The following is a 25,722-nucleotide window of genomic DNA, read 5'->3' as shown; positions in this document are numbered from 1 at the left end:
TAAACCCTTTCAATTGCGATCTTTCGCTCGCTGCCTATGAACGGAAATCACAGTTTTGCCGGGTTACGACAGATTATGCTGTTTTGCTCCGCTTTCGGCGACGGCCTCCCGCAGGGTAATGCCCTGCAGCCGTGCGGCGATCAGCCCGATTGGAAGGATGTCGAGAGTGGTGACGAAGAGCATGACCGCGCCGCAGGCTGTCGCGGTCTCCCAGGGAACGTTGAAAAAGCCGTGCAACGCCGTGGCGAGGACGCCGGTCTGCGTAAACCAGCCAAGGATCGGCAGCTGCAGCATAGAGCCGCCCAGGCTGGCTGCGACGATAAGCATCGTGGCCGTAAAGCTGAAGTGAGACAGGGTTGGCTCGGTGGTGAAGGAGCGTGCCGACAGCAGGTAGCCGCATGCGATGCCGAGCCACATCAGCAGAGAGATCGCAGAGGCCGTGAAGAACTCTCTCCAGGTGGAGAGGATGTGGAGGCCTTTGCAGAAGTCGACGATGCGGTCATTGACGCGATTCGCAAGATCGGCGGAGAGCGGTGTAATCAGACGGCGGATGAGCTCGGCGACAGTAGTTCCGGCAAAACGCAGGGAGACGGCAAACGCGACGAGGGCGAATGTGGCGGCGAGTGAGAGTGCTCCTGCTTGAACGTAGAGCACGTGGTGCGGGAGATTATGTGGTGCGACCGCGAGCGTAAAGGAGAAGAGAACTGCGGCGGCCCCGACGTCGAAGGCTCGCTCCACGGAGTAGATCGCAAGCTGTGTGGCGACCGGGAGACCCAGGCGGCGGGCAATGAGGTAGGGACGGACCAGGTCGGCGATTCTGCCGATGAGCATGACGGCGGTAAAGCCGATGAGCTGGGGGCCGAGCAGTTCCATCGGGCGGACGCGCTGGACGGGTGTCAGGAGAATGGCCCATCGCCAACTGCGAAGCCCGTAGCCGAGGTAGAGCAGGGCAACGCCTGTGAATACGTATCCGAGAGAGACGGATCGCAGTTGCCGCCCGAGGGTGGCCCAGTCGAAGGTGATGCGGTTGTGGAGCAGCCATGCGAGTACGGCCACCGCAAGGATGGCGACGATCCATGGGATTAGCCGGTTTTTATGTTGGCCCGAGTTCGCTGGCATGCGGTAAGGCTACAGGAGCTTCAACGCGATGCGACGTTAGTGGTCGTCAATTGCGCGGTCTTGCGGCGATTGAACTCCCGGATGACGCGCGAGACGTAAGCGCGAGTCTCGCGATAGGGCGGGACGCCGTGATACTTCGCGACTGCGGCGGGGCCTGCGTTGTAAGCGGCGAGTGCCAGCGCGAGGTTGTCCTTGTAGAGCTTCAGCAGCGAGTCCAGGTAGGCTGTGCCGCCGGCGATGTTCTGGTCGGCGCGGGTGACGTCCTGCACGCCGAGATCGTGGGCGGTGGAGGGCATCAACTGCATCAGGCCCCGGGCTCCGGCGCGGGAGACGGCGTTGACCTGGAAGTTGCTCTCGGTCTTGATGACGCTGGCCAGCAGGTCGACATCGATATCGTGCTCGGCGCCGGCGTGGGCCAGCATCTCGCGCAACTGGGCCAGGGTGGGGGTTGCAGTAAGGTCGGCATGCGCGGCTGGAGCAGGGGCGGGTGGAGGTGGCTTGGGCGGATCGGGCAGCGTCTCGATGCTGGCGATCTCAGCCGACGCGAGTTCCTGGTAGTTGGTGTCTCCGGTATACAGCCGCGTACGATCGCCTACGGCCTCATGGCGTACGCAGTCGACGGAGAAGCCGTTGCGGAGCGTGATGTGCTCGAACGCGTGTGCGGCGGGGCAGGCCATGGCGACAAGGCTCGCCAGGGCGATGCAGTGACGGCTTGGAAAGCGGGAGAACACTGAGGATTCAGACTACCATTAGAGGCTTTTCGGTAGCATTAAGGGTGGATGTAATCTCCAGGGCGGCTTCGATGGCCACCGCGACCCCGTCTTCGTCGTTCGAGGGGCCGATCGTCCAGCCTCGTTCTCCGGCAATCTGCTTCAGATCTTCGGGAGCGTTAGACATCAGCACGGCTTGACCGGCGTGGTCGAGCATGGGCACGTCGTTCCAGTTGTCGCCGATGGCGAGGACGTTCTGCATGGAGATTCCGCGCAGCTCGGCCAGGTGCTCCAGCGCCGAGGCTTTCGAGCAGCCTGCGGGCAGGATGTCGATGATGCAGAGGTCGTGGTCTGGGTACTCGGTGCGGTGCAGGGCGATCTCAGCGTCAGGCCGGCTATCGGCTCCGATAGGGGTTACGAGCGGATGCTCCGCCAGCAGGGCCTCGGCCCGGCGCATGTGGGCGATGGGGCCGCACAGCATCATCTGGGTGGGCGGGTCGCCCCGGAGGGCTTCCTCAAACGAGGGGACGTGCGCGATATAGGGTTCGTTGCTCTGCATCCAGCGGTCCATGTTGGCATACAGGCCGCTGGTCTCTTCGACGACGAGAGCGCCACGGGAGTCATCGCCGTCTTCGCCTACGGTGTCGAAGGTGAGCACGAGAGTGCTGCGGAACTCTGCAACGTGCTCGCAGAGCCAGAGCGCCGTGGAGAGAGGGATGTGGCTGCGGTGCAGCAGTTCCGCCGAGCCGATGGTGCGAATGACTGTGCCGTTGGAGCTGACGAGGGCGCTTGTGCGCCGGAGGTTCAGTTCACGCAGGACGCGCATGGCGAAGGCATGCCGGCGGCCGGTCGCTATGACGATCTCGACGCCGGCGGCTTCGGCGCTGCGGAGCGCGGCGAGATTGCGCTCGCTGACACGGCCGTTGGAGCCGAGCAGGGTTCCGTCCATGTCGATGGCGATGAGTTTGGGAGGTGAGTAGGGTACGAGCATCTTTCTAAGGTTAGATGAGATGCGTGGCCGAGATGGTGAAGTTTCGGCTTTTGCCGTTGTTCTTGCCTTTCTGGCTTGTCATTCCGAGCGCAGCGAGCGAATCTGCTTTCTCCCGTTTTTCGCAAGTGCCGCCACAGTATTCCGTCCCCTTCTAGTTCTCCCCACACGCTTCCTGGTGATACGAGCAAAGAGCGGGAGGAAGCAGATTCGCTCGCTGCGCTCGGAATGACAAGCCAGAAAGGCAAGAGCAAAAAGCAAAGGAGGCAGTACAAGCTTCTACAGTCGTCGGCTAACATCTAAGAGATGCCTGCCATTGCTTACCTCGAGTGCGCTCTCTGCTTCCACCGTCTTCCTGCCGATACCCCCCAGACCCTTTGTCCCATCGATGCCGGGTCTCTCTACGTTCGCTATGACATGGACGCGCTGCAGAAGACTGCCCGCCGCGAACATGCGGCTGAGCTGGCCGCGGCCTCGCCTGCGAGTCTGGGGATGTGGCGCTACGCGGATGTCCTGCCGGATGCAGCGCCGGTGACGCTTGGCGAGGGCTGGACGCCGATGGTTCATAGTCGGCGCTATCCGGGCCTCTTCGTCAAGGAAGAGGGAGCGAACCCTACCGGAACCTTCAAGGCCCGCGGCCTGGCGATGGCCGTGACGATGGCGAAGCACTATGGCCTGCGGCATCTCGCGGTGCCTTCGGCGGGCAATGCGGCCGGGGCTCTTGCGGCTTATGCGGCTGCGGGGCAGATCGCCGCGCATATCTTCATGCCTAAGGATGTGCCGTTCGCCAACTATCTCGAAGGCGTGCTCTACGGCTCGGACGTGACGATGGTCGATGGGTTGATCTCCGACTGCGCGCGTATAGTGGGCGAACGCATCAAGCAGCAGCGTGAGAGCGGTGTGGCGGCGGAGGATGTCTGGTTCGATATCTCGACGCTTAAGGAGCCGTTCCGCGTGGAAGGCAAGAAGACGATGGGCTATGAGCTCGTCGAACAGCTTGGCTGGGAGTATCCCGACGCGGTGTTCTATCCGACGGGCGGCGGGGTTGGGCTCATCGGCATGTGGAAGGCGTTCGAGGAGATGGAGCAGCTTGGCTGGGTGAGCGGAAAGCGTCCGCGCATGTACGCGCTGCAGGCTTCGGGCTGCGCCCCGATGGCAAAGGCCTATGACGCGGGCAACAGCGCGAGCGAGTTCTTCGCCAACGCCGAGACCTTTGCCGCCGGTCTGCGCGTGCCGAAGCCCTATGGCGACCGGCTGATCCTCGACATCGTGCGTGCTTCTGGCGGAAGCGTGGTGGCCTCGGATGATGCCGCGATCCTCGCCTCGATTCTCGACTGGGCAAAGCACGAGGGGCTGTTTCTTTCGCCCGAAGGCGCAGCGGCGACGGTGGCTTATGACACGCTGCTGGCAAGTGGTGAGATCAAGCCCGGCGAGCGGGTCGTTCTGTTCAACACCGGCGCTGGCCTGAAGTACACCGATGTGGTGGCGGAGGCGATGCATCTGCGCCGCCCCGGATCTCTGCCTACATCCTTGCCGGTCGGTGGGATTATTACCCCAGTTTAATCGCGGCGAGTTCGCTGGCGGTGCGCTCAAGCACAGAAACCTGACGTTCAAGGCGGCGGAGCTGCTGTCCTGAAAACGAGTCCTGCAGCGTGGGTGCTGAATCGTTGGCAGCCTCGACTGCGACGAAGGATTCGTGCTGTTCGAGCGCGCGGGAGACGGCGTCGAGTCGTTCCGCGAAGCGTGCGATGAGGCGGCTGGTCTCTTCTTCACCGCCGTAGCCGATGGCCGCCAGCGTCGTGATGGTCTGGGTGAGACGGCGCAGGTAGGTGGTGAAGGTGAGCGCGGCGCGGTTGAGGATCTCGGTGCGGGCCTTGGCCGGATTGAGTGGGATGGAGTGTTCGAGCAGTGCGTGGTCGAGCGTCTCTTCGGCATCGTTGACGGTCAGGCCGCAGAGACGGCGTGCCGGGGCCAGCAGCGATCGCTCAGCGGCGATCCTGGCATCGACAGAGTCATTGTCCGTCTTCTGCCAAAAATTGAGCATGGCGCGCAGGTACGTGGCATCCGCGGCGGCGCCCCGAGCGAGCAGGCTGGGAAGCTGCAGGCTCTCGCGCTCCGGCCAGAGCAGCAGCATGGCCAGGACGGAGACCAGCGCACCTAGGCCGGTCATCTCCAGGCGCACGGCGGCAAAGTGCCAGTCGCGCAGGTGCGGAAGCGTCATGAGTACGACCGTCGGGGTGAGAAAGAAGCAGTACCAGGCGTAGTCGACCGCGTAGAAGGCCACGGCGAGGATCGACCCGACGGTAATGGCTACGAGCAGTCCGGCCTGGCCGTAGATGACGGCTGCCAGCAGTGACGCGACCGCGGCCCCGGCGACGGTTCCGATCGTGCGCTCGCCCGATCGGCGCACGGTCTCGCCCGCGTAGGGCTGGAGCACGATGATGGAGGTCATCGCGAGCCAGTAGCCATGCTGAATTCTCGTGAAGTGAATCAACAGGACGTCAATGGCTACTACGGTTGAGAGGCGCAGCGCATGACGAAACATGATGGAGCGCAGGGTGAGGTTGGCGCGGAGCGTCTCGGTCCAGAGCATGGGCGCAGAGACCTTTGTGGCGACGTCTTCGAGGCCGGAGTTACGCAGCCTTGCGGCCTCGCGGCTGCGCGGCTCGACGCCGGACCAGATCGCTCGAACGGCCTCATAGGTGACTTCAAAGATGAGCAGAGAATCGAGCAATGCCGAGACGAGGTGTGTCCTGGAATCGGAGGTTGAGGTGTCGCCAACAGCGGTTTTCAGACGCGCGAAGGTTCGATGCAGCTCTACCGAAAGCGAGCCTTCCGGCGCGAAGGCTGCTTCGTGATCGACGGGGCGCTGGCGTAGTGCGGACTCGATGGGAGCGAGCGAGGTCAGCAGCCAGGTGGTGATCTCGGGGAGATGCAGGGGAGCATCCGCGGTGAGGTGGTTGCCGTCCGCCGACCTGGAACCGAGTTCGGCAAACCGCATGATGCGGGCCGTCAGCAGGTCGGCGCTCTCGTTCAGGACGGAGAGATTGCGCGCGCGGATAGTGCGTGAGGTCATGCGGGCCGGCGTGGCGGCCAGTGCCAGTTGGGCCTCTTCGATGCGAAGGCGGAGGCGTGCCAGAACTTCATGGAAGTGCGGTTGGCCTTCCGCGGTATGGGCTGCGGGGAGAGCGCGTATGAACTCGCTGAGGGTGAAGTAGACATCGGCGACGGCGTTGCGCGCCGGACGAAACGGGTCAGCCGGCCAGAGCAGCAGAGCGAGTAACGAGGCCCACAGGCCTCCGAAGACGAAATAGCCCGTGCTGGTCAGGCCATAGGAGAACGTATGTTGCGAGCTGCCAAACGCGACGATGTAGGCGACCAGGATGGTAACGCTGGACGAGGCCAGAGGCTGCGAAAGCACGCGAGCCAGTGTGGCGACAAAGCAAAAGAGAAGGCTGACCACGACGGCAACGGGCAGGTTGACGCCTGCGATCACGCCGAGGGCGACTGCAATCGAGCCTCCCAGCAGTACGGTTACGATGTTGGCCAGGCGAGAGCGATAGGGGCCGCCGTTATCGGCCATGATGACTTGAAGACCGCCCAGCGCGGCCCATCCCATGGGTTTGCCGAGAAGATAGCAGACCAGCATGGCGCCGCCGACCGCGAGACCGGCACGCAGGCCTCTACCCCAGTGCGTCCGAAGGAGCGCGGAACGGAATCCTGTGATTTGTACGATCGGCATGGGTCAAGTGTAGCGAGGGGGCAGCACTTACATGGGTGCCACTGCAAAATGCGGGGGTCCTTCGCCTGCGGCTCAGGATGACGACGAAAAACAAACAACAGCAGAGGCAAACAAGGGCAAAACAAACGGCCCCACCGAGGGGCCGTTTGTTATCGAACAAGGGCTATTTGAAGCAGGTCTCGCCTTTTTGTCCGTGAGCGCCTGCGGCTTTGGCGTCGGCTTCGGTCATGTACTTACCGGCCTTGGTCTTGCCGTAGTAGCGGTCGCTGGGGCAGTGGTAGACGTTGCTCGCCGTGTTGACCCAGACCATGTTGGGGCCGCCGCCGGGAGCTGCTGTTGCTGAGGGAGCTGGCATGGACTTCGCGGGCTTCGAAGAGGGCGCCGGGGCCATCATCATGGTGGTGGAAGACTGGGGGGCTGCTGCAGGTGCGGGTGCCGGAGTGGACTTGGCAGGGGCGGCCGCAGGCTTGGCTGGAGTTGCCGCAGAGGCGGTGAACCACTGCTGCACGCCTTTGTGGCCGCGGCAGGCGCCGGCTTTGGTGGCGGCTGTGGAGTAGGTGCCGTCCTTGCATTGGCCGGTCGATCCGGCAGGTGCGCCGGCGGGGGCCTGGGCGAGGGATACGTGACAGCAGAAGAGCGCAGCAGCGAGTGCGGGAAGAGCAAATCGCAATTTCAACATGAGGATTCTCCGATCGGTATTGAATTTAGGGGCGCAAGGTTACCGCAGCATAGTAGCAAAGACCCCTGTGCTTTTGTGCAAAGAACTCAAAGCGGCTCAAGTCTGGGTGGGGGCGAGAGCGTGGTCAGCGCAATCGCCGCGCCGACGATCATGGCTCCGCCGACGAACGCGGATGGCCCCAGATGCTCATGCAGGATGAAGACGCCGAGCAGCGAACCCATCAGGGGTTCCATGTTGAGCAGCACACCGGCCTGTGAGGCGGGAACCTGTGTCATCCCCCAGTTCCAGAGCAGCGTGGTGATCGCGGTGCAGAGAACGCCGCTCGCCGCCAGCGCGGCCCAGGCCTTCAGCGAGATTCCATGGACAGGCGGCAGGCCGTACGCAAAGGGGACGTAGACCGCCAGCATCGCCGTTCCCAGGACCAGGCCATAGGTGGTGATCATGATGGGGCTATGCCGTTCGACCAGGTTCTTATTGAGCAGAATCCAGAAGAGCGCAATGAACATCGAGGCCACGACGAGCAGGTCGCCGGTGAGGGTCGGACCGCCGGTAGCGGTGTTGTGGTGTCCTCCGAGAGCGATCAGCGCAGCTCCTGCGGTCGAGAGGATAAGAGCCACCCAGCCGAGTTTGTGCAGGCGTTCGTGCGTGAAGAACACCGCGCCGACGGCGAGGATCACGGGCATGGTGCCGACCATCAGCGAGGCATGGGAGACGGTGGTCAGCGAGAGGCCGCGGAACTGCGTCAGGAACTGCAGCGGCACACCGAGAAAGGTGCAGATCAGCAGCATGCGCCACTCGGAGGCGTTGAGGCTGGGACGGTGCGTGATCAGCAGCGGCAGCAGGCCGAGCGTGCCAAACAGGAAGCGATAAAACACCATCGAGCCCACGTTCATCTCGGCGAGAGCGATCTTACCGAAGAAGAATCCACAACCCCAGAAGGTACTTGCAAGGGCACAGGCGGCGAAGCCAAGAGAGCGATTGGGGGCGAGACGGGGCACAATCTACTTTCGCATGAGAAGCAGAGGATAGAGCGTAGAGGATAGAGCGTAGAGAAAACCACGCCTTTTCTATCCTCTACGCTCTAAGCTCTACACTCTGTTTTTCTTACCAGATTCGGCAGGCGTCGGTTGGAACCATGGGTGAGGCCTTCTTGCAGCCGAATGCCGGACCAAATCCGGGTTGGTTGACGATGGCTCCGTTGGCGCGGAAGTGGTCCGGTGAGTGTCCGTCGGTGAGCACCTGCTGACGAACCTGCTCGGGACGAGCATTCTCGCACCAGTTCTGTGCGAACGCGATGTAGAAGCGCTGCGGCCCGGTATAGCCGTCGATCTTCTTGTTGATGTCCAGCCCGTCCTGCTTCGCGCGAGCCACATAGGCCATGTACGCCAGTACCAGGCCGCCGTTGTCCGCGGTGTTTTCGCCCAAGGTGAGCTTGCCGTTGACCTTGACATCACCGACGGCGGTGAAGCTGCCGTACTCGTTGACCAGGCAACCGGCACGAGACTCAAACTTCTTGGCGTCGTCAGCCGTCCACCAGTCGGTCAAGTTACCCGTGGCGTCGAACTTCCGGCCCTGGTCGTCGAAGCCGTGTGTCAGCTCGTGGCCGATGACGGCGCCGATATGACCGTAGTTCACGGCGACATCCGCCTTGGCGTCATAGAACGCGGGCTGCAGGATGCCGGCGGGGAAGTTGATGTTGTTCATGCTGGGGTCGTAGTAGGCGTTGACGGTCGGCGGTGTCATGCCCCACTCGAGTTTGTCGACAGGCTGGCCGATCTTGGCCAGTTCGCGGTCATTCTCGAAGGCGGTAGCGCGCTGTGAGTTGCCGAAGGCATCGTCGGGAGCGACGTTGAGCTTCGAGTAATCACGCCAGTGCTCGGGGTAGCCGATCTTGTCGGCGACGGCGTGCAGCTTCTCTTTCGCGCGAACCTTGGTCTGGGGGCTCATCCAGTCCAGCGTGTCGAGATCGTTGTTCATGGCGCTCTCGATGTCGTGGACCATCTCAAGTGTCTTGGCTTTGCTGTCGCCGGCGAAGTACTGCGAGACGTAGACCTGGCCGAGGGCTTCGCCGAGAGAGCCGTCAACGGCAGCGGAGCAGCGCTTCCAGCGGGGACGCTGTTCGGGCTGGCCGCTGAGCTTGCGTCCGTAGAAGTCGAAGCGCTCGTCATCGAAGCGCTTGGGCAGGTTGGAGGCGGCCTCGTCCACAACGTGGAAGCGGAGGTAGGCACGCAGCGTCTGCATGTCGGCGCTGTGAACAGCTTCGATCATCTTGGGAAAGAAGGCCGGGTTGCCGTTGACGAGGGAGTCGATGTGGGGGGAGTGGATGGCCTCGAAGAAGGGAGCGAAGGGGACGTTGCCGATGCTGGCTTCGAAGGCTGCCATCGTTTGCGGATGGTAGATCGCCTCGGGATCGCGGCGCTCGGTGTTGGTCATCGAGGCCTCTGCGAGTGTGGTCTCGAAGGCGAGGATGTTTTTTGCATCTACGGCTGCCTGCTGCGGGGTTTCACCGGCAAAGGTGAGCACCTTGGTGATGTGGGCGACGTACTGGTCGCGGAGCGTCTTGTCCTTGTCGCCGGTGCGTGTGTAGTAATCGCGTTCAGGCAGGCCGAGGCCGCCCTGATCGATGAAGGCAACCTGCTTGGTGGAGTCCTTGAAGTCCTGGAGCTCGCCGAAGCCGAAGAAGACGTTCACGCCATAGCGCTGCAACTCGCCTGCGAAGTAGGCCAGGCCGGGTCGGCTTACTTTGTTGATTGCGTCCAGCAGCGGCTGGATTGGTGCCAGGCCCCGCTGCTCGATCAGGTCGGTGTTCATGCAGGCGGCGTAGTAGTCGCCGATCTTCTGCTCGTTCGGGGTGCGCGAGGGATCGGCCGCGGTGTACTTCTTCAGGATGCCGTTCAGCTCCTGTGTGTTGACGTTGTAGAGCAGGTAGAACTGGTCGACGCCGGTCTGGTCGGAGGGGATGGGGTGGTTGGCCGCGAAGTTGCCGCAGGCGTACTTGTAGAAGTCATTGCAGGGGTCGGCCTTCGGGTCGATGGAAGAGGTGTCGAAGGCGGGCGCGGGGACGTAGTGGGTCTCAGGGGGAGCGTCGGCCTTTGCAGGGCTCTGCGCGGTGAGTGGCGAAGGACAGGTGGCAAGAAGGAATGCGGCCGAGAGCGCGGCTGTCGCCAGCGGACTGATTGCCGCCATGCGCAGGGACTTGTAGTTCATGGGTGGAACTCCCTAAAGGAATTTTGCGCTCCTCTCCTGTTCTTTTGGAGAGTGAGCAGACGTCAGGCTTCGGTTTACAATGGACACCGCGCTAGCCGTTTGTGCAAGAGTACATGTACGCGGAGTCGTCGATGCTGGTTCCCCTGCCAAAGAGACTGCGTTGCGATGGAGCCTGGCGAAGGTTTCTATACCTTCTGCCGCTGGCTGCCGCGTTTGCGGCGCCGCTGCAGACGCTGGCGTTTGAACCCTCCCATCAGGCCCCTCCCGAAGCTCGATTCTCCCTCGAAGATCTGGGTTTTCCAGGGACTTCTCCCAACTTCCTGAATGCCGGAGTCTCCCTGCTGACGGTGCACTTTGCCGACAGCGAGCATCTGCTGGTGACCTTCAGCTTGCGCTGCCTGGTGCCGCGACTGCCGGGTGATCCGCCGGATCATGACGATCGCATGGTTGCCGCTCTTCTGGTGGAGCTGCCCTCCGGCAAGGTGCTTGCCCGGACGGAGTGGCATCTCCATGACCATGGCCGCTACCTGTGGAATCTGGGGGGAGGGCGCTTTCTGCTGCGTGAGGGCAATGCACTGTGGACCTTTACGCCGATGGTGAACCTGAAGTCCGGCCAGCCTTTTGTGCGCAGGCCGTTTCCGCATCGCTCCGGCCAGGTTGAAGCGGTGGTGGTTTCGCCGGATAACCGGCTGGTAACGGTTGAGACAAAGGCTGCGAAGAACTCTGGTGCGACTACGGTCTCGCTTGGCGATGCTTCGTCGTCTTCGATGGTCGCTCTCGACTTCTACCGCATTGCCGGTGGGGGCTCGGATGGTTCTCCTCTGGCGAGCTCCGTTGTGGGGTCGGCGCGCTCGGCCTCAACGATTAACCTGCCGATGAGTGCCGACGGCTATCTCCGGTCAAACGATATGGGGCAGGGCACTCGATGGTCGGTTGCGTTTGAGCCCTTTGGCGGAAAGACGATCAAGCTGGCACCCATCGACAGCAGTTGCCCTCCCGGCCTCCGGTTGGTGAGCCCCACCCAGTTAGTGGCCCTGAGCTGTCGTGGAAGCGTGGACCGGACCATACTGATGGCGTTTGATTTCAACTCCCATGAGATGTGGCAGGAGCCCCTGGACAGCTTCACGGTGCAGCCGGTCTTCGCCTTCGCTCCAGCCGCTGGGCGTTTCGCGGTAAGCCGCACGAATGCCTCTGTAGCGACGGACATCCTGACGACCGATCAGGACAATGTGCAGTCCCAGGAGGTTCGCGTGTACCAGACGCAGACCGGCGATCTGCTGCTGAAGGTGAACTGTTCTCCGGTGCTTCGGACTTCGGAGAACTTCGATCTTTCAGCAGACGGGATGAGAGCGGTCGTGGTCCGGAAGGGGGCTATCGAGGTCTATCGCCTGCCGGAGTTGAGTGCCGGTGACCGGGCCGATCTGGCAGAGCTGCAAAAGGCGGTGCCACCATCCAGGGAGGGGCCTGTCGATCTTAGCGGGCTGGCGGTGGCTGAGACGAAAGAAGCCGTGCCGGAGGAGGAGGTTGTGGCGGGGCCTCTGGCTGTGAATACGGAGGAGGCTGCGGTGCCTGAGGCTCCGGTGGTGAAAGAGGGGGCTGTTCCGCGAAAGCCGCCGACGCTGCTTAATCCGGGGGAGAAGGCGGAGTTTGTGGACAAGTCACCGCGGTAGGACAAGCAGCAGCAAGGACGAAAGACACGCAACGCCAGAGCAAACAGAACAGGCCAGCGCGAGGCTGGCCTGTTCTTCAAATTTGAATGGTATTAAGCAGTCTTGACGACGAGTGCCTTGACGCGGGCGTTGAGACGGCCCTTGTAGCGGCTGGCGGTGTTCTTGTGCAGGATGCCCTTCTGGACGCTCTTGTCGAGGATCGACGCGGTCGAGCGGTAAGCTTCGGTGGCCGACTTGTGGTCGCCGCCAGCGATCGCTTCGCGCATGGCGCGAAGGGTGCCGCGGAGCTTGGACTTGTTGGCGCGGTTGATGGCCGTCTTGGTGAGGGTCTGACGAGCGCGCTTCAGAGATGAGACATGATTTGCCATACTAAAAACTCTTTTCTGTGACCCGAGCTGTGCGGGAAATGGGATGCAGGCCGGAGGCTGGTGGGCACACAGTCCTGCCGCGTCCCTCTGCAACTTCTGATTTTATGGGTTTTTCCGGGCTAGGTCAATGATACTTCGAGTACCCGAAGCAGATTACTGCAAAGACCGCGAAGGAAGCCGGTCTGCGATCTTTCCCGGGTAGATTGAGGAAGCCAGCCAGGTTCGCTTTTGCACAGTCTACCTTGACTCGGGTAAGGCAGCGGGGTTACGCTTTCGCCAACATCGTTACTCTATTGGCAACCCTAGCCAATCCGGTAGAAGCACAGCTCGCGGCGGAACATCCCCACGAGAGTTCGGCCAAACTGGCTGTTCGACAACCGGTCCGTAACATCCCCCTCATAACCTATCTCAAGGTACTTCCTGACGGAGGTCAGATCCTCGCTTGGTAAAAAAATCGCTGCATCTCACTCCCGGAATCGAGCCGCTGTATGGCACGCGCGACGAGAACCTTCGTCTGATGGAAGATGGGCTGAACGTCCAGATCGATTTACGATCGGATTCGATTCAGGTGCTGGGAGATGCCGCGGCCGTCGCGCGCGTCGAAGGCATCTTCACCGATTTTGAGCACTTGCGAAAACTAGGAGTACATCCCCATAACGGGGAGCTGAACGCATTATTGAAGATGGTGGTCTCTGACCCCACCGTGAACCTGCGCGGACTGGTGGAAAGCGGCAAGCAGCGCTCTGCGGGCGTCAAACGCATGGTGCAGCCGCGATCGCCGAACCAGCGCAAATATGTCGAAGCCATCGAGAGCAACGACATGGTCTTCGGCCTGGGCCCGGCGGGTACTGGAAAGACCTATCTTGCTGTAGCCATGGCGGTTAGCGCGCTGCTGGCGAAGAAGGTCTCGCGTATCGTGCTGGTGCGTCCGGCGGTCGAAGCCGGCGAGCGGCTGGGCTTTCTGCCCGGTTCGCTTCAGGAGAAGGTCGATCCGTACCTGCGGCCGCTCTATGACGCGCTCTACGATCTACTCGACCCGGCGAAGGTCGACAAGATGCTCGAGACCAATGTGATCGAGGTGGCTCCGCTGGCGTTCATGCGCGGACGGACGCTGAACGAAGCCTTCATCATCATGGACGAGGCGCAGAACACGACCAACGAACAGATGAAGATGTTCCTGACCCGCCTGGGCAATTCGTCGAAGGCGGTCATCACCGGCGATCTTACCCAGATCGATCTGCCGAACCCGAAGAAGAGCGGTCTGTTCGAGGCATTGCATGTGCTCGATGGGGTGGAGGGCATCAAGTTCTGCCACTTCGAGGATGTCGATGTCGTGCGTCACCAGTTGGTGCAGCGGATCGTCCGGGCGTATGACAGCTATGGACGGGCCGAGCAGTTGCCGCTGGCGATCGACGGTACGCCGTTGGCGTTGCCGGTGGAAGAGACGCGGAAGGTGGCGTTGAAGCCGCAGTAGCAGGGGATTTAGCAGGGATTAGGGCACAGGGATTAGGGATTAGTAGGCTTTCTAATCCCTGATCCCTGTGCCCTAATCCCTTGCTTGCGATAGCATCAGACCACGCATGATCACACTAGAACCTCCACGAAGACTGGAAGCCAGCGCGGACCCCTGGGGTGAGCTGGGGCTTTCCCGGGCCGGTCTGGGACGATTTGTACGGACAGCCCAGGCTGCGGTCGGTCTGCGTGGCGAAGTCGAGATCCTGCTGGCGGACGACCGTACGCTGCGCCGCCTCAATCGTGAGTTTCGCGGCAAGGACAAGGCGACCGATGTGTTGAGCTTTCCTGCTCCTCCGGAGCTGGAAGGGGAGCTTGCCGGGGATCTGGCGATCTCGTTGGATACCGCGTTGAAGCAGGCCCAGGAGCAGGGGCACACGCTACGCGACGAGGTGCGGGTGCTGCTTCTGCATGGGTTGCTGCATCTGTATGGCATGGACCATGAGGTCGATGAGGGTGAGATGGCAGCGCGTGAGACGGAGCTGCGGACGCAGTTGCGGCTGCGGAATGGGTTGATTGCGCGGGTAGAGGCTGTGGTCGTGCCTGAGCGGAAGCCAAAGCAGATTCCCTCCCATTCGACTACGCTCAGGGCGAGTGACAAGAAGAAAAGCAAAGGTAAGAAGGCGTCTGCGAAGAAGGTGTCCGCATGAACTGGATCTTCGGTGCTTCGATCTTCGGGTTGCTCTGCCTGCTGGCGCTCTCGGCTTATATCGACCGCATTTATTTTGAGATGGGCAAGTTTCTCTCGCGTGAGTATGCCGAGAACATCGACGCCTGGGAAAACAACGTAGAGCCAAAGCTGCTGCTGGGGCGGGAGTCGGCGGCGATGTCGGCCTCTGTGCTGCGCCAGATTGCGCTGGGTGCCCTGGCCTTTCTGCTGGCGATGCGCCTGCATGGAAGTGCCGGTGGACATAGCCTGGTGGAGATCTCTCGCGCGGTCTTTGAGCTGGTCCTGGTGCTGCTCTTCTTCGACCGCCTTCTGCCGCAGCTCTTCTTTACCCGCACGCGAGGAGAGTGGGTAGCGCCCATTACCCCGATTGTGCAGGCGCTCTTCTATCTCGTATTGCCGGTGACGCTGATGATCGGCCTGCTGCTCTCAATCGCAGGCCTGGCCGAGCCGGAGGTCGAGGTGGAGGAGCATGCCAGCGAGGCGATGGATGCCCTGCTCGAGGCCGGTGAAGAAGAGGGTGTGCTGGATGAAGAGGACCGGGAGCTGGTGCGCAGCGTCGTGGAGTTTGGCGACAAGGTGGTGCGCGAGGTGATGACGCCACGGCCGGAGATGTTTGCCGTGCCGGGAACGATGTCTCTCGAAGAGTTCACGGCCCAGGTCAACGAGCACGGGTTTTCGCGAGTGCCTGTCTATGCCGGTTCGATCGACGAGATCACAGGCATTGCCTTTGCGCGCGATCTGCTCGGCGTGAAGGACAGCGAGGCGGAAGAGCGCAAGGTGGCTGAATTGCAGCGTCCGGCGGAGTTTGTGCCGGAGAGCAAGAAGGTGAACGAACTGCTCCGCGAGATGCAGGGGCAGAAGCAGCATATGGGCATCGTGATCGACGAGTACGGCGGCGTTGCCGGGCTGGTGACGATCGAAGATCTGCTGGAGGCCATCGTCGGCAATATCGAGGATGAGCACGATGCCCCAGCGGTGGACGAGCCGGTAGAGGAGTCGGATGGTGCATTTCTGGTCTCCGGCAGCTTCGAGGTGAGCCGGTTGCGGGAGCTCTTCGGGGAGAGCCTGCAGTCGCGGGCTAGCTCGGAGGATGGAGCTACGGAGGACGAGCCAGCGGCGGAGGACGTGCTGCCGCAGTTGTTGACGGACTATGAGGCGACGACAGTGGGTGGGCTGGTGAGCGAGATTGCCGGACATATTCCGCTGCCGGGCGAGGTGGTCGAGGATGGGCCGTTGCGGCTGGAGGTGATTGCCTCGACGGATCGGCTGGTGGAGCGGGTGAGGGTTTGTCTGGCGGGGTCGCAGACGGCTAGTGAGCCGGAGTAGTAGCTTTTCGTCATTGCTTTTCTAGCTTGTCATTCCGAGTGTAGCGAGCGAACCTGCTTCCTCCCGCTTTTTGCTCGTGTTGCCACAAGCGTTATCGTTTGTGCGCAAATCGTATCTTCTCGTTCGGGTCGCGTGTTTTCTAGCCGTCACGAACGAAGAGCGGGAGACAGCAGGTTCGCTCCCCTTCGACTGCGCTCGGGGTCGGAATGACAACCAGAAAAACAAAGACAGAGGCAAAAGCAACGGCAAAGACCGCAGAGTCCATCGGACATTGCACACTATCGGTGTCATCATAAAGATATGGCACTTCGCTCCGGATTCATCTCGATCGTCGGGCGCCCCAATGCGGGCAAGTCGACGCTGTTGAACGCTCTGCTCGGGCAAAAGCTCGCGATCGTCACCCACAAGCCGCAGACCACACGCACGCGCATCCAGGGCGTGCTGGAGCTGCCGGTACGCAAGAAGACCAAGACCGATGGCGGACGCCCCGCGTCGCAGATCGTGCTGGTCGATACTCCCGGAGTTCACAAGCCCGAGACGCAGCTCGACAAGCGCATGATGCAGGAGGTCCACGACGCGCTGGAGTCGCGCGATGTCGTGTGGTTCATCGTCGATGTGACGCACCGTCTGCCCGAACCCAAAAAGCTGCTGACGAGCGAAGAGTTTGCCGAAGCCCGCAAAATCCGTACCCTGGGCCAGCATCGCCGCGCGCTGTCCAAGGCCGAAGACGACTTTGCTCTGCAACTGGTGAAGAAGCTCGACTGCCCGGTGATCCTGGTGCTGAACAAGATCGATGCCTTGCCCAAGAGCGCGCTGCTGCCCTTGATCGCGCACTGGACCTCGCTGCATGAGTTCGCGGACGTGATCCCGATTTCGGCGAAGAAGAACGATGGGTTGGAGCTGTTGCTGGATAAATCGGCGAGGCTGCTGCCGGAGGGGCAGCGCTACTTCCCGAAGGACCAGCTTACGGACCAGCCGGAGCGCTTCCTGGTGGCCGAGTTGATTCGCGAGAAGATCCTGCTGCTGACGGGCGAAGAGGTTCCCTATGCGGCAGCGGTGGTGATCGAGCGCTTCGAGGAGCCGGCATCGCTGAAGAAGACCAAGGACGGCAAGCTGCCGGTGACGAAGATTGCCGCGGCCATCTTCGTGGAGCGCAACGGCCAGAAGGCGATCATCATCGGCAACCAGGGCTCGATGCTGAAGAAGATCGGTTCTACCGCACGCAAAGATATCGAATCGATGCTGGGGACTCGGGTCTTTCTGGAGCTGTTTGTGAAGGTGCAGGAGGAGTGGCGCGCCTCGCGCGGCTTCATCGAAGATCTGGACTGGCGGCGGCAGTTGGAGCAGATCGCGGAGAAGCAGCATCGCAATAACAAGCTGGCGGATAGCCGCAATGGGACCTCGGAGTTCGATGGCTCGGAGTTTGGACCTTCGGATACAGAGGACGAGGGATGATCGGTCTCCTGCGGAGCCTGCTAGGGGTCCCGGAGTTGAAGACGGCGCGGCTGCGGCTGGTTGCTATGACCCCCGCCATGCTCGAGGCGGATGCTGCGCGAGACAGCAGCCTGGAAGGGCTGATCCATGCGGAGGTGACTCCGGAGTGGCCGCCGGTCGAGTGGGAGACCTACGTGCTGGCGACGATCTTTTCGCACTCAGCGGCATCGCCCTCGTCTTTGGGGTGGCGACGCTATACGCTTCTGCCGATGGAGAACGGCAGGCGGAGACTGATCGGGTGTGTGGGTGGATTTCCGAAGGCCGATGGGGTGGTCGAGATCGGCTATTCGACGCTGCCTTCATTTCAGCGCAGGGGGTTTGGCAGCGAGGCTGCGTCGGCGCTGGTGGAATGGTTGTTACAGCAGGACGGCATACGGGCTGTGACCGCGCAGGCTTATTGCGGCAAGGTGGAGTCGATCAAGGTGATGGAGCGTTGCGGCATGGTCTATGTGGGCGAAGGCGATGAGCCGGGGACGGTGCGGTATCGGCGGGAGCGGTAGGTCATCGCTTTTGCCTTTGCTTTTCTAGTTGTCATTCCGAGCGTAGCGAGTGAACCTGCTGTCTCCCGTTTTTTGCGAGTGCCACCACAAACCATGTCTCTTGGGATCTAAGCACGATTTTCTGGGTGATCCGAACGAAGAGCGGGAGACAGCAGGTTCGCTCGCTGCGCTCGGAATTACAACCAGAAAAGCAAAAGCAACGGCAAAAACACTTCGGGATAGGTGATTAGACAGCCCTCTTGAGGCGAGCGGTGAGGTTGGCCGCGGCCTCCGGCCAGGTGGGGAAGCTGAACTCGAAGCCATGCTTGAGCAGGACTGTGGGAGCGACTCGACGGCTCTTGAGGATAAGCTCTGTCTCCGTACGCATCGCCATCGCGCCGATCTCGAGCATCCATTTTGTTGCGGGAAGGCCGAGGGACTGTCCCCAGGCCTGGCGCAGGATGCGCAGGAAGTCGCGATTCGGAAGGGGTTCCGGTGCGGTCATGTTGACCACGCCTTCAGTCTCGTCGGTGATCTCGGGATGTTCCATCAGCAGGTCTGTGGCGCGGCAGTAGTCGATGTCGTGCATCCACGAGACGAACTGCCTGCCCGAACCTTGGGTTCCGCCCAGGCCCAGGCGTGCGAGCTTCGAGAAGACGGAGAAGACGCCTCCGGCATCGGGGCTCATGACCATCGACGAGCGCAGGCGGATCTTGCGGGTGCGGGGTGTGGGGATGGCGGCCAGCGCTTGCTCCCACTGGTGCGCGACGTCGACGGAGAACGACCATGTCTCGGGCAGGTCGACGGGTTCGTGTGTGCCGCGCTGGCTGGGCAGATCGCCGAGTTCGCCGGTGTACTCGTCCTGGGGCTCGTCGACCGCGTTGCGATAGAACGTGCTTGTGCTGGCGTTCATCCAGATCTTCGGCGGAGTGGGCGAGGCGGCGATGACTTCGCCGAGCAGCAGCGTAGGCTTCACGCGCGAGTCGAAGATCTGTCTGCGGTTCTCGGGGGTGTAGCGGCAGTTGACGGAGCGTCCGGAGAGATGAATGACGGCATCGCTGCGGTCGATCTCCGTGACCCAGGGGCCGCGTGTGAGGCCGTCCCACGGAAGCGTCGGCCAGGGGCTGGGCTGGGGATGGCGGGAGAGGACGGTGACGTCGTGGCCTGAGGTGTGCAGGTGGCGGGCGAGGAGGGTGCCGACTTGTCCGGAGCCGCCGGGGATGAGGATGCGCATGGTGGTCTCTTATGCCTCTTTTGTAGGTAGATGCGTGAATTTATTTTTCGGCGTCATCCTGAGCGGTACGCGGACCCCCGCATTTTGCACGATGCTGGTGGAGGATGCAGGAGGCTGTTCTTGGCGATGTTTAATGCGTGGTCCCGATGCGGCTTGGGTGGTTCCGAATGCGGGGGTCCTTCGCCTACGGCTCAGGATGACGACGAAAAACAAACAACGGCAACGACAAAGACGTTTGTTCTGGTTCACTCTCCCATGGAGATGCCCAAGGTCTTCATCTTGCGGTAGAGGTGGGAACGTTCGAGGCCCAGGGATTCGGCGGCTCGGGTGACGTTGCCGTGCGAGCGGTCGAGCTCCTTCAGGATGTAGTCGCGCTCGTAAGCCTCGCGAGCCTGCAACAGGGTTGTGAACTCCTCGCGATTGCTGCTGGCCGGTCTTCCGTCGGTACGTTGCACGAGCATGGGGAGGTGCTTGGTTTCGATGCGCTGGGCCTTGGGATTCAGGATCAGTACGCGCTCGATGACGTTGCGCAGCTCGCGTACGTTGCCGGGCCAGTGATATTGCTTCAGTTGGGTCAGCGCGCTGTCGGAGATTTCGACGCGTGGTCTGCCGTACTGTTGGCCGAACTCCTGCAGGAACTCGCGCGCCAGCAGGGGGATATCTTCCTTGCGATCACGCAGGGGCGGAACGAAGAAGGGAATAACGTTGAGGCGATAGAAGAGATCTTCGCGGAAGTTGCCGCGGGCAATCTCCTCTTCGAGGTCCTTGTTGGTGGCGGCGATGACGCGGGCGTCCACGTGGACGGGCGTCGAGGCACCGACGGGGTAGAAGCGCTGCTCGTCGAGGGCGCGCAGCACCTTGGCCTGGGTCTTCAGGCTCATGTCGCCGACTTCGTCGAGGAATAACGTCCCGCCGTCGGCGCGCTCAAAGGTGCCGCGTTTTTCGGTGGGCTGGTTCGGGCCGCCGGGGCCTGCTCCGTGGCGATAGCCAAAGAGCTCCGTCTCGATGAAGTCCTCGGGAATGGCAGCGCAGTTGAGCTCGACGAAGACGCGGTCGTGGCGCAGGGACTCCGCGTGCATGGCGCGGGCGATGAGTTCCTTGCCTGTGCCCGATTCTCCGAAGATGAGCACGCGTCCGTTGGTCGGGGCCATCAGTTTGATCTGCTGGCGCAGGGCCTTCAACGGCACGGATTGCCCGGTGACCGAGCCCTTGGCTGCAAGCTGCCGGGCAAACTCCTGGTTGTCTTCGCGGAGTTGATGCGCCTTGATCGCGTTGCGCAGCACCAGCAGTGTGCGGTCCAGCGAGAGCGGCTTTTCGAGGAAGTCGTAGGCGCCGAGCTTGGTGGCGCGCACGGCGGCCTCGATGGTGCCGTGGCCGGAGATCATGATGACCTCGGGCGCGCTGGCGCGCTGGTCGGAGCCGGACTCGCCGCGGATCTGGGCGAGCACGTCGAGGCCGTCGCTGTCGGGCAGCCAGATGTCGAGAAGTACGGCCTGGTAGTCGGCGTCGCGCACCAGTTCGAGCGCCTCCCTGGCCGTGCCTGCCGTCGTGATGGCGTAGTCCTCCTCGCGGAGGATGGCTTCGAGCGAATCGCGGATATCGGCTTCGTCGTCGACGATGAGGACGTGATTCAAACGGCAGCTCCTTTGTAGGTTCGCTCTGTAGCTTCGGCTGGGCCCTGCATGGGCGTCTCGCCTGAATCATTATCCCGGAAGGCCGGGGGACGGAGTTCGATGATGAAGCGAGCTCCTGCCGGCACATTCTTCTCTGCACGAATCGTACCCTGATGCTCCTGCACGATCTTTGCGGCGATAGAAAGACCCAGCCCGGTGCCGCGCTGCTTGGTCGAGAAGTAGGGGAGGAAGAGGCGCTCGCGCATCTCGTCGGTGAGGCCCGGACCGGTGTCCGCGATGACGAGCTCGACCAGGCCGGAGTCGAGCAGACGGGTGGTGATGTGCAGTTCGCGCAGGAGGCTCTCCTGCATGGCCTCGGCCGCGTTGTCGATCAGGTTGGAGAGAGCGCGTTTGAGGGCCTCGGGGTCGGCCAGCACTAAGGGCAGGCGTGGCGATAGTTCCCGCGTCACGCGGATGTTGCCGAGGCGGCCGGCGAAGAGTGCGAGGGAGTTTTCGACGATCATGTTCAGATCGGCGGGGTGCGGACGAGAGCTGGGGAACTCAGCGAGGGCGGAGAACTGATCGACCAGCGAGCGCATCGTCTCGACAGAGGAGGTGATGACCTCGGAGGAGCGCTGGATGATGGCCGGAGACCGCGACTCGACTCCGTGCTCTGTGAGCTCGGGAACCAATCGCACAATGTGTCGATGGATCAGTTCTGCGTTGAGCGAGATTGGAGTGAGGGGGTTCTTGATCTCGTGCGCGACTCGCCGCGCGACCTCTTTCCAGGCGCTCTGCTTCTGGGCGTGCAGCAGTTGGGTCACGTCTTCCAGCACCAATACGTAACCAAGATGCTCGCGTTCGGCGGTGGACCGGCTCTCGAGCAGCGCGACGGTGGTGGAGAGGTGGAGGATGCGCGAGGCTGAGGTCATCTGGATCTCGGCAGAGGCGTCGCCCATGCGGTGCGCCCGGCGCAGCAGGCGGTCGAGCGACTCCACGATCTCGGCGGGGAAGACCTCACCCAGCGCCGCACCGATGAAGTGCTTCTGTCCGCCCGGGTCGAGCATCTCGGAGAAGGCGCGATTGGCGAGGACGATGTGGCGGTCGGCAGAGAGGGTGACGACGCCGTTGGGAATCGTCTCGATGATGGTTTCGAGCTCCGTTCGACGGGCCTGCAGCGCGGCGTTCAGTTCGGAGAGCTGGGCCGTGGATTGGTCCGCGACGGACCGTGCCGATTCAAGATCGGAGGCCATCGCATTGAAGCTGTCGACAAGCTCGCCGAGCTCTTCCGTGGCTGAGGCGCTGACGCGGTGCGCATAGTCTCCGGAGGCGATGGCCTCCATCGCGTCGGCGAGCGACTCTACCGGTCGTGTGACCTGTTTGCTGAGGTAGAGCGCCAGCCAGCAGCACACGAAGAGCGCCAGACCGGTCATGAGCAGCAGGTAGCCCATGTAGAGGTTGCGCACCTGGCGGCGCTCGCGGAAGAGGACCCAGTAGGCGTCGGCGGCAGAGTGCAGACGCACGGTGGTGGTGGAGATGCCGGGAGGAATGGGCAGCGCCACGAGCACGATGCCGCCGAGCTTGAGCCCTGCGGTCGCCAGCGTGTAGTCGGTGCCGTTCACGCTGTAGATCGGATCGTCGCTACGCTGTGCCGTCGCCAGGATGGTCTGCAGTCCCGCTCCCTGGAGCGGGGTTACGTAGACGACGGGCTTTTGGTTGGGGTTTTCGTCGGTCTCGGTTTCAGCCGGCTGCAGCGACTTGAGCTCGATATGGCCGGCCTTGAAGTTCGGAAGTTGAAACGAGGTGACCACCTGACCGTTGCGATAGAGGATGGCGAAGCCGCCCTGCAGGGTCAACTCGTGATTTTGCAGGACGCGAGCGACCTTGGCGAGTTCAGCGGGGGTGGGCTTTTCCTGGGCTCCGATGGACGAGTCGGAGAGCGCGGCCGCGATGGAGTCGGCCTCGGAGCGGGAGTTCAGCGCGGCGTAGTGAAAGAGCTCGACGGCCATGCGGTTGGCGTCGTCGCGCATCTGGGTGACGGGCTGGGAGAACCAGCGGTCGACGGCCCGGTTCATCAACAGATAGCTGAAGGCGAACATGAAGACCAGGGGCGCGAGGGAGACGAGGACCGCTCCCCAGAGCATGCGCGTGCGCAGGCGAGTGCCGAGCACGCGGCTGCGCTGGTCGGCATAGATCTTCAGCACATTGCGAACCAACAACACCAGAACGCCCATGAAGAGCAGGAAGGCGAGGGTCGAGAGCGCGATGAAGATCAGCGTCTGAAGGGGCGAGCCCGGGTTCAGAAAGTTGAGATTGAACGCGTTGAGGGTAGCGAGCACGAGAAACAGCAACAGCAGGCAGACGCCTAGCCCGATGACGAGCGCCTTGCGTCGGCCTGCTGCTGTTCCCATGCGTGAAAGTGTACTCGTTTCGCTACTTCGAGAGGAGCTGGGAGATGGGGGTGAACGCGCGTTCCTGGCCTTCGGCAACGGCCTTGTAGGTCAGGTGCCCCTCGTAGGTGTTGACGCCTTCCGCGATGCCAGCATCCTCGAGGATAGCTGCCTTCGCCCCGAGTTTTGCGAGCTTCATGACGTAGGGGAAGGTCGCGTTGGTCAGAGCGAGTGTGCTGGTGTTCGGCACGGCCGCGGGCATGTTGGTGACGCAGTAGTGGACGACACCGTCGACCTCATAGCTGGGATCGGAGTGCGTGGTTGGCCGTGCAGTCTCGATGCAGCCGCCCTGGTCGATGGCGACGTCGACGATGACCGCGCCCTTCTTCATCTTGGAGACCATGGCCTTGGTGACGAGCTTCGGTGCAGCCGCACCGGGAATCAGGACGCCGCCGATGACCAGGTCAGCTTCGCAGACCGCGCGTTCGACGTTGTAGGCGTTCGAGGCCAGGGTGTAGACGCGGCCGGAGAAGATGTCGTCCAGTTCGCGCAGGCGGTTGAGGTTCAGGTCGACGAGAGTGACCTTCGCTCCCATACCGAGGGCGATCTTTGCCGCGTTGGTGCCGACGATGCCGCCGCCGATGATGCAGACGTTGCCCGGAGGAACGCCGGGGACGCCGCCCAGCAGGACACCGCGTCCGCCGTGCTCTTTTTCGAGGTAGGCTGCGCCGACCTGTACAGAGAGGCGGCCTGCGACCTCGGACATGGGGGTCAGAAGTGGAAGCGAGCCGGCACGATCGCGGACGGTCTCATAGGCGATGCCGGTGACCTTCTTGGCGAGCAGGGTGTCGGTGAGCTCCTTGAGGGGAGCGAGATGCAGATAGGTGAAGAGCACGAGGCCTTCGCGGAAGTAGCCGTACTCCTTGGCGACCGGCTCTTTGACCTTGACGACCATGTCGGCCAGGCCCCAGACGGCGGAGGCTTCGCCGACGATCTCGGCGCCGACGGCCTGGTACTCGTCGTCGGGAAACGAGGAGAGGTGCCCGGCATTGTGCTCGACGAGCACTTTGTGGCCAGCATCGACGAGAGCTCTTACGCCTGCTGGGGTTATGCCTACACGGCTCTCATGGTCTTTTACTTCTTTGGGAACGCCAATTATCATCGCGGTCAGTTTCCGTCCTTTAGGTCGATTGTACCGAGAGTAGGGGAGAAGTAGAGTGCTCAGATCGCAGTGAATGTGACAGGACTGTGGTTATCTTCCAGAGGGAAATGCCGGTCGGAGAGCTCTTTTCGCCCTTGAAGGGGGTGATTTTCCGGTCTGCGCTGTTGTGCAGTCGGATGCTGGCCGGTCAACCGGATGGGCCCGGCTGCGAAGGATTACACTAGAGTGAGTCTAAGAGCTTATTGGAACAGGATCCGCCCAACAAAATGTCATCGAAGAACTTTCAGTCGCGTACATCGCGCGTGAGCAACATGCGCTCTATCTTCTCGCTCTTCTCCAGCGATCTGGCGATCGATCTTGGGACGGCGAATACCCTCGTCTTCGCGCACGGTAAGGGCATCATTGTGAACGAGCCTTCGATTATCGCCGTCAACCGCGTGACGGGCGAGGTGGAGGCTGTGGGTAAGGAAGCCAAGGAGATGCTGGGTCGAACTCCTGGCAACATCATCGCGATCAAGCCGATGAAGGATGGCGTGATCGCCGACTTCAAGCAGACCGAGAAGATGTTGAACTACTTCATCCAGAAGGCGCACAACCGCAAGATGATGGTGCATCCGCGCATCGTCATCGGCGTGCCGAGTGAGATTACGCAGGTGGAAAAGCGCGCAGTCATGGACTCCGCCTATCGCGCCAAGGCCAGCGAAGTGCATCTCGTGGAGCAGGCGATGGTGGCCGCGATTGGCGCGGGTCTGCCCATCACTGAGCCCGGCGGCAATATGGTCGTCGATATCGGCGGCGGAACGACGGACATTGCGGTGATCTCGCTTGCGGGCATCGTCTACTCGCGCTCGGTTCGCATGGCCGGCAACCAGATGGACGAAGCCGTGATGACCTACCTGAAGCGCAAGTACAACCTGCTGGTAGGCGAGCGCACGGCGGAACAGATCAAGATTGAGCTCGGCTCGGCGTTCCCGCTGGACAAGCCGCTGACGATGGAGATCAAGGGCCGCAATCTCATCGAGGGCGTGCCGAAGACCATCACCATTGAGGATTCGGAGATTCGCGAGGCGCTCGGCGAGTGCATTGCGACGATCATGAATGCGATTCGTGTGGCGCTGGAGCGTACTCCTCCTGAGTTGTCGGCGGATATCTCCGACCGTGGCATTGTGCTGACGGGTGGCGGTGCGCTGATCAAGAACCTTGACCGCCGTATTCGTGAGGAAACAGGTCTGCCGGTTTCGATCGCCGACGATCCGCTTGCCAGCGTGGTGCTCGGAACGGGCAAGATGTTGTCGGATTTTCGGTTGTTGCGGAAGATCTCGATCGACTAATTTTGTGGTGCTGGGAGAGGCCGCCTGC

At 62.1% G+C, this 25,722-nt stretch carries 20 protein-coding genes; 8 read left to right on the top strand and 12 right to left on the bottom strand.

The window, feature by feature from the left end; translation table 11 throughout:
* Window positions 1–63 precede the first annotated feature (63 nt).
* Genes HDF15_RS01675 through HDF15_RS01665 form a run of 3 tightly spaced genes read right to left on the bottom strand, consistent with a single transcriptional unit; the run spans window position 64 to window position 2,820 of the window.
* Window positions 64–1,119 carry a lysylphosphatidylglycerol synthase transmembrane domain-containing protein gene (locus HDF15_RS01675; protein ID WP_184252527.1) on the bottom strand — a complete coding sequence of 352 codons (1,056 nt, stop codon included), beginning with the start codon at window positions 1,117–1,119 and terminating at the stop codon, window positions 64–66.
* Window positions 1,120–1,139: 20 nt separating this feature from the next.
* Entirely contained in the window at window positions 1,140–1,850 is a 711-nt protein-coding gene (locus HDF15_RS01670; RefSeq protein WP_311733012.1) for a lytic transglycosylase domain-containing protein, read from the bottom strand.
* 7 nt (window positions 1,851–1,857) lie between these two features.
* On the bottom strand, window positions 1,858–2,820 hold the full coding sequence (locus HDF15_RS01665) for a Cof-type HAD-IIB family hydrolase (RefSeq protein WP_184252526.1): 963 nt from the start codon (window positions 2,818–2,820) through the stop codon (window positions 1,858–1,860).
* 303 nt (window positions 2,821–3,123) lie between these two features.
* Between HDF15_RS01665 and HDF15_RS01660 the strand changes: the two genes are divergently transcribed.
* Window positions 3,124–4,380, top strand: a complete 1,257-nt coding sequence (locus tag HDF15_RS01660; RefSeq protein ID WP_184252525.1) for a threonine synthase — start codon at window positions 3,124–3,126, stop codon at window positions 4,378–4,380.
* Here HDF15_RS01660 and HDF15_RS01655 read toward each other — a convergent pair.
* From HDF15_RS01655 to HDF15_RS01640, 4 genes are all read right to left on the bottom strand, one after another.
* Entirely contained in the window at window positions 4,367–6,559 is a 2,193-nt protein-coding gene (locus HDF15_RS01655; protein WP_184252524.1) for an FUSC family protein, read from the bottom strand. The two genes, HDF15_RS01660 and HDF15_RS01655, sit on opposite strands and share 14 nt — an antisense overlap.
* 163 nt (window positions 6,560–6,722) lie before the next feature.
* Window positions 6,723–7,238 (bottom strand): DUF3761 domain-containing protein, encoded by a 516-nt coding sequence (locus HDF15_RS01650; RefSeq protein ID WP_184252523.1) that lies wholly within the window; start codon window positions 7,236–7,238, stop codon window positions 6,723–6,725.
* A gap of 86 nt (window positions 7,239–7,324) precedes the next feature.
* On the bottom strand, window positions 7,325–8,236 hold the full coding sequence (locus HDF15_RS01645) for a DMT family transporter (protein ID WP_184252522.1): 912 nt from the start codon (window positions 8,234–8,236) through the stop codon (window positions 7,325–7,327).
* Between the two features lie 106 nt (window positions 8,237–8,342).
* The gene (locus tag HDF15_RS01640; protein ID WP_184252521.1) at window positions 8,343–10,445 is read right to left on the bottom strand and encodes a M13 family metallopeptidase; all 2,103 of its coding nucleotides are present in this window, start codon (window positions 10,443–10,445) and stop codon (window positions 8,343–8,345) included.
* Window positions 10,446–10,576: 131 nt separating this feature from the next.
* On the opposite strand from HDF15_RS01640, the gene HDF15_RS01635 reads away from it, so the two are divergent.
* Window positions 10,577–12,115: a hypothetical protein gene (locus tag HDF15_RS01635; protein ID WP_184252520.1), complete on the top strand. Its 1,539-nt coding sequence runs from the start codon at window positions 10,577–10,579 to the stop codon at window positions 12,113–12,115.
* A 92-nt stretch (window positions 12,116–12,207) separates the two neighbouring features.
* Here the strand turns inward: HDF15_RS01635 and rpsT are convergent, their stop codons facing one another.
* A complete protein-coding gene (gene rpsT / locus HDF15_RS01630; protein ID WP_014266836.1) occupies window positions 12,208–12,483 on the bottom strand; it encodes a 30S ribosomal protein S20 in 276 nt (91 codons plus the stop codon).
* Window positions 12,484–12,925: 442 nt separating this feature from the next.
* Here rpsT and HDF15_RS01625 point away from each other — a divergent pair, with 442 nt between their 5' ends.
* The 5 genes from HDF15_RS01625 to HDF15_RS01605 all read left to right on the top strand — a co-directional run bounded on the left by HDF15_RS01625 (window position 12,926) and on the right by HDF15_RS01605 (window position 17,985).
* Complete coding sequence (locus tag HDF15_RS01625) at window positions 12,926–13,957, top strand: PhoH family protein (RefSeq protein WP_184252519.1); 1,032 nt, start codon at window positions 12,926–12,928, stop codon at window positions 13,955–13,957.
* Between the two features lie 106 nt (window positions 13,958–14,063).
* On the top strand, window positions 14,064–14,645 hold the full coding sequence (ybeY, locus tag HDF15_RS01620) for an rRNA maturation RNase YbeY (RefSeq protein WP_184252518.1): 582 nt from the start codon (window positions 14,064–14,066) through the stop codon (window positions 14,643–14,645).
* Entirely contained in the window at window positions 14,642–15,991 is a 1,350-nt protein-coding gene (locus HDF15_RS01615; RefSeq protein ID WP_184252517.1) for a hemolysin family protein, read from the top strand. The genes ybeY and HDF15_RS01615 overlap by 4 nt, the downstream gene beginning before the upstream one ends.
* 300 nt (window positions 15,992–16,291) lie before the next feature.
* Entirely contained in the window at window positions 16,292–17,446 is a 1,155-nt protein-coding gene (gene era / locus HDF15_RS01610; protein ID WP_184252516.1) for a GTPase Era, read from the top strand.
* Entirely contained in the window at window positions 17,443–17,985 is a 543-nt protein-coding gene (locus tag HDF15_RS01605; RefSeq protein ID WP_184252515.1) for a GNAT family N-acetyltransferase, read from the top strand. Before era ends, HDF15_RS01605 begins: the two co-directional genes overlap by 4 nt.
* 226 nt (window positions 17,986–18,211) lie before the next feature.
* On the opposite strand, the gene HDF15_RS01600 is transcribed toward HDF15_RS01605, so the two are convergent.
* From HDF15_RS01600 to ald, 4 genes are all read right to left on the bottom strand, one after another.
* Window positions 18,212–19,198 carry an epimerase gene (locus tag HDF15_RS01600; protein WP_184252514.1) on the bottom strand — a complete coding sequence of 329 codons (987 nt, stop codon included), beginning with the start codon at window positions 19,196–19,198 and terminating at the stop codon, window positions 18,212–18,214.
* A 245-nt stretch (window positions 19,199–19,443) separates the two neighbouring features.
* The gene (locus tag HDF15_RS01595; protein WP_014266829.1) at window positions 19,444–20,832 is read right to left on the bottom strand and encodes a sigma-54 dependent transcriptional regulator; all 1,389 of its coding nucleotides are present in this window, start codon (window positions 20,830–20,832) and stop codon (window positions 19,444–19,446) included.
* Entirely contained in the window at window positions 20,829–23,222 is a 2,394-nt protein-coding gene (locus HDF15_RS01590) for a PAS domain-containing sensor histidine kinase (RefSeq protein ID WP_184252513.1), read from the bottom strand. The genes HDF15_RS01595 and HDF15_RS01590 overlap by 4 nt, the downstream gene beginning before the upstream one ends.
* Before the next feature lie 22 nt (window positions 23,223–23,244).
* Window positions 23,245–24,363 (bottom strand): alanine dehydrogenase, encoded by a 1,119-nt coding sequence (gene ald / locus HDF15_RS01585; RefSeq protein WP_184252512.1) that lies wholly within the window; start codon window positions 24,361–24,363, stop codon window positions 23,245–23,247.
* 266 nt (window positions 24,364–24,629) lie between these two features.
* Here ald and HDF15_RS01580 point away from each other — a divergent pair, with 266 nt between their 5' ends.
* On the top strand, window positions 24,630–25,694 hold the full coding sequence (locus HDF15_RS01580; RefSeq protein ID WP_014266826.1) for a rod shape-determining protein: 1,065 nt from the start codon (window positions 24,630–24,632) through the stop codon (window positions 25,692–25,694).
* The last annotated feature ends 28 nt before the right edge of the window (window positions 25,695–25,722 follow it).

This window comes from Granulicella mallensis (assembly GCF_014203225.1).
GTDB classification, from domain to species: Bacteria; Acidobacteriota; Terriglobia; order Terriglobales; family Acidobacteriaceae; genus Granulicella; species Granulicella mallensis_A.
This window is presented reverse-complemented; position numbering and strand designations above follow the sequence as displayed.

Excerpts from the sequence above, each read along its gene's own strand:
- HDF15_RS01635 (WP_184252520.1), top strand. The coding sequence starts at position 10,577 with ATGCTGGTTCCCCTGCCAAAGAGACTGCGTTGCGATGGAGCCTGGCGA.
- HDF15_RS01655 (WP_184252524.1), bottom strand. The coding sequence starts at position 6,559 with ATGCCGATCGTACAAATCACAGGATTCCGTTCCGCGCTCCTTCGGACG.
- HDF15_RS01615 (WP_184252517.1), top strand. The coding sequence starts at position 14,642 with ATGAACTGGATCTTCGGTGCTTCGATCTTCGGGTTGCTCTGCCTGCTG.
- ald (WP_184252512.1), bottom strand. The coding sequence starts at position 24,363 with ATGATAATTGGCGTTCCCAAAGAAGTAAAAGACCATGAGAGCCGTGTA.
- HDF15_RS01640 (WP_184252521.1), bottom strand. The coding sequence starts at position 10,445 with ATGAACTACAAGTCCCTGCGCATGGCGGCAATCAGTCCGCTGGCGACA.
- HDF15_RS01600 (WP_184252514.1), bottom strand. The coding sequence starts at position 19,198 with ATGCGCATCCTCATCCCCGGCGGCTCCGGACAAGTCGGCACCCTCCTC.
- rpsT (WP_014266836.1), bottom strand. The coding sequence starts at position 12,483 with ATGGCAAATCATGTCTCATCTCTGAAGCGCGCTCGTCAGACCCTCACC.
- HDF15_RS01660 (WP_184252525.1), top strand. The coding sequence starts at position 3,124 with ATGCCTGCCATTGCTTACCTCGAGTGCGCTCTCTGCTTCCACCGTCTT.
- HDF15_RS01580 (WP_014266826.1), top strand. The coding sequence starts at position 24,630 with ATGTCATCGAAGAACTTTCAGTCGCGTACATCGCGCGTGAGCAACATG.
- era (WP_184252516.1), top strand. The coding sequence starts at position 16,292 with ATGGCACTTCGCTCCGGATTCATCTCGATCGTCGGGCGCCCCAATGCG.
- HDF15_RS01590 (WP_184252513.1), bottom strand. The coding sequence starts at position 23,222 with ATGGGAACAGCAGCAGGCCGACGCAAGGCGCTCGTCATCGGGCTAGGC.
- HDF15_RS01675 (WP_184252527.1), bottom strand. The coding sequence starts at position 1,119 with ATGCCAGCGAACTCGGGCCAACATAAAAACCGGCTAATCCCATGGATC.
- ybeY (WP_184252518.1), top strand. The coding sequence starts at position 14,064 with ATGATCACACTAGAACCTCCACGAAGACTGGAAGCCAGCGCGGACCCC.
- HDF15_RS01650 (WP_184252523.1), bottom strand. The coding sequence starts at position 7,238 with ATGTTGAAATTGCGATTTGCTCTTCCCGCACTCGCTGCTGCGCTCTTC.
- HDF15_RS01665 (WP_184252526.1), bottom strand. The coding sequence starts at position 2,820 with ATGCTCGTACCCTACTCACCTCCCAAACTCATCGCCATCGACATGGAC.
- HDF15_RS01605 (WP_184252515.1), top strand. The coding sequence starts at position 17,443 with ATGATCGGTCTCCTGCGGAGCCTGCTAGGGGTCCCGGAGTTGAAGACG.